The organism is Pseudomonas sp. NPDC089569, from assembly GCF_050280625.1.
In the GTDB taxonomy this organism is placed as follows: domain Bacteria; phylum Pseudomonadota; class Gammaproteobacteria; order Pseudomonadales; family Pseudomonadaceae; genus Aquipseudomonas.
This window is the reverse complement of the sequence record NZ_JBNNVQ010000215.1, coordinates 1-2,941: the sequence shown is the minus strand read 5'-3', so window position 1 is coordinate 2,941 and position 2,941 is coordinate 1. Positions and strand designations below refer to the sequence as shown.

2 protein-coding genes and 2 tRNA genes are annotated in these 2,941 nt (G+C 55.1%); all 4 read right to left on the bottom strand.

Features of this window, described 5'->3' with window-relative positions:
• Positions 1 to 137: 137 nt before the first annotated feature.
• The 4 genes from clpP to ACQKP2_RS32305 all read right to left on the bottom strand — a co-directional run bounded on the left by clpP (position 138) and on the right by ACQKP2_RS32305 (position 2,811).
• Positions 138 to 773 (bottom strand): ATP-dependent Clp endopeptidase proteolytic subunit ClpP, encoded by a 636-nt coding sequence (gene clpP / locus ACQKP2_RS32320; protein ID WP_427582312.1) that lies wholly within the window; start codon positions 771 to 773, stop codon positions 138 to 140.
• A gap of 93 nt (positions 774 to 866) precedes the next feature.
• Positions 867 to 2,177 (bottom strand): trigger factor, encoded by a 1,311-nt coding sequence (gene tig, locus ACQKP2_RS32315; RefSeq protein WP_427582311.1) that lies wholly within the window; start codon positions 2,175 to 2,177, stop codon positions 867 to 869.
• 395 nt (positions 2,178 to 2,572) lie between these two features.
• A tRNA-His gene (locus ACQKP2_RS32310) sits at positions 2,573 to 2,648 on the bottom strand.
• A gap of 78 nt (positions 2,649 to 2,726) precedes the next feature.
• Positions 2,727 to 2,811, bottom strand: a tRNA-Leu gene (locus ACQKP2_RS32305).
• Positions 2,812 to 2,941 lie beyond the last annotated feature (130 nt).

Sequence of the window (2,941 nt, the reverse complement as noted above, 5' to 3'; positions counted from 1 at the left end):
CCTCGCCGTTGCGGGTGTCAGTCATTCGATCGATCCAAATCCGATAGGCTTGCAACACAAGATGAAGGCAATTGCGGGCTTTTTCAAGCCCGCAGGTGATCGGACCAGCCAACCACCCCTATTTTGAGCTGTTTGATTTAAGCAGGGCGCTGGGTGATCACTTCATCGATCAGCCCATACTCACGCGCGGCTTCTGCACTCATGAAATTATCGCGGTTGGTATCGCGCTCGATTTCTTCAAGGGTGCGCCCGCTGTGTTTGGCCATCAGCGTGTTGAGGCGCTCACGAATGAAGAGGATTTCCTTGGCATGGATCTCGATGTCCGAGGCCTGCCCCTGGAAACCGCCCAGCGGCTGGTGAATCATCACGCGCGAGTTCGGCAGGCAGTAACGCTTGCCGGGAGCACCGGCCGTCAGCAGGAAGGCGCCCATGCTGCACGCCTGGCCGATACAGGTAGTCGACACATTGGGCTTGATGAACTGCATGGTGTCGTAAATCGACATGCCCGCCGTCACCGAACCACCTGGGGAGTTGATATAGAGATGGATGTCCTTGTCCGGGTTTTCCGCTTCAAGGAACAGCAGCTGTGCACAGATCAGGTTAGCCATGTAGTCCTCTACCGGACCAACCAGAAAGATCACTCGCTCCTTGAGAAGACGCGAGTAGATATCGTAGGCACGCTCGCCACGAGCAGACTGCTCGACAACCATCGGGACCAGACCGCCTGCGGCCTGGATATCAGAGTTCTGCTGAATAAACGAATTACGGAACATGCTCTGCAGTCACTCCCAAATAGTTATGTCTTGAATACGCATAAGCCAGCACGAAGGCTGGCTTATGGTGTGTACTTCCTGACGCAGAAACAATCAGTCGGCTTTTGGAGCTTCTACCGGCTTGACCGCTTCTTCGTAAGAGACCGATTTGTCGGTCACGCTAGCTTTCTGCAGAACAGTATCCACAACTTGCTCTTCCAGCACAACCGAACGGACTTCGTTCAGTTGCTGGTCGTTCTTGTAGTACCAGGACACAACTTGCTCAGGCTCCTGGTAGGCCGAAGCCATCTCCTGAATCATCTCGCGAACGCGAGCTTCGTCAGGCTTGAGGTCGAATTGCTTGACCACTTCGGCCACGATCAGACCCAGGACAACACGGCGCTTGGCTTGCTCTTCGAACAGCTCGGCCGGCAGTTGGTCAGGCTTGATGTTGCCGCCGAACTGCTGAACAGCCTGCACGCGCAGACGGTCAACTTCATTGGACAGCAGAGCCTTCGGCACTTCGATCGGGTTGGTGGCCAGCAGACCGTCCATTACCTGATTCTTGACCTTGGATTTGATTGCCTGACGCAGTTCACGCTCCATGTTCTTGCGAACTTCGGTACGGAAGCCTTCCAGACCGGTTTCCTTGATGCCGAACTGAGCAAAGAACTCTTCGTTCAATTCTGGCAGTTTCGGCTCGGAAACAGTGTTCACGGTCACGGTGAATTCAGCGGTTTTACCAGCCAGGTCGAGGTTCTGATAGTCCTCTGGGAAGGTCAGGTTCAGAACACGCTCTTCGCCGGCTTTAGCGCCAACCAGGCCGTCTTCGAAGCCAGGGATCATGCGGCCGGAACCCAGTACCAGCTGAGTGCCCTTGGCGGAGCCGCCAGCAAACACTTCACCGTCGACCTTGCCAACAAAGTCGATGTTCAGCTGATCTTCGTTCTGGGCAGCGCGATCGGCCACTTCGAAACGGGTGTTCTGCTTGCGCAGGATGTCCAGCATCTTGTCCAGATCGGCATCAGCCACGTCAGCGCTCAGGCGCTCTACGGCGATACCTTCGAAACCGGCAACGGTGAATTCAGGGAACACTTCGAATACTGCAACGTATTCCAGGTCCTTGCCCGCTTCCAGAGACTTGGGCTCGATCGAAGGCGAACCAGCCGGGTTCAGCTTTTGCTCAACGACAGCTTCGTAGAAGGAGGACTGGATAACATCGCCTACCGCTTCCTGACGAGCTTCGGCACCAAAACGGCGCTTGATTTCGCTCATTGGCACTTTGCCTGGACGGAAGCCTGCGATCTTGGCCTTTTGGGCAGTCTGCTGCAGACGCTTGTTGACCTGAGTCTCGATGCGCTCCGCCGGCACGGTGATGCTCATGCGGCGCTCAAGAGCAGAAGTATTTTCAACAGAAACTTGCATGGATATTCCTCGTTGCACAGACGTTAGCCGGCCGTTTCCGACCCCAGAATCAAGGGCATGCATTCTAGTGGGTCGAACTCAAGAAGTCACCCTACTGAAATCGGGTAAAAACACAGCAGGCAATTTATAGGTGCGAATGCACGGATGCACCTCGCCCCGATGACAAATACAGACAATCACGCCAGGGCTCTGCGCCACCCCTTCCTTATATAGAAGAGGCTGCCAATCATCTCCCTGACAGCCGATCCTGCAGGCAAGATCGGCGGGCAGCGCGGCATCATCGAGCAACATAAATACGACGAAACGCCCCACCCATGCGACCCGAAACCTGCAGCCGCCGAATCCACAGAAACAAAAAAGGCGCCAGACTGTTAAATCTGGCGCCTTTCGAAATATGGGGTGGACGATGGGGATCGAACCCACGACAACGGGAGTCACAATCCCGTGCTCTACCAACTGAGCTACGCCCACCATATTGCGTGTCAAAGAAGCCAAATCACTTCTTTGAGAAGCTCCATCCAGGCCAACCGGCATGGGTGACGCTTTATTTGGTGCGGATGAAGAGACTCGAACTCTTACGCCTCGCGGCGCTGGAACCTAAATCCAGTGTGTCTACCAATTCCACCACATCCGCGGGTCTTGCCTTTAAAGCAAAGGCGCCAGACTGTTAATCTGGCGCCTTTCGAAATATGGGGTGGACGATGGGGATCGAACCCACGACAACGGGAGTCACAATCCCGTGCTCTACCAACTGAGCTACGCCC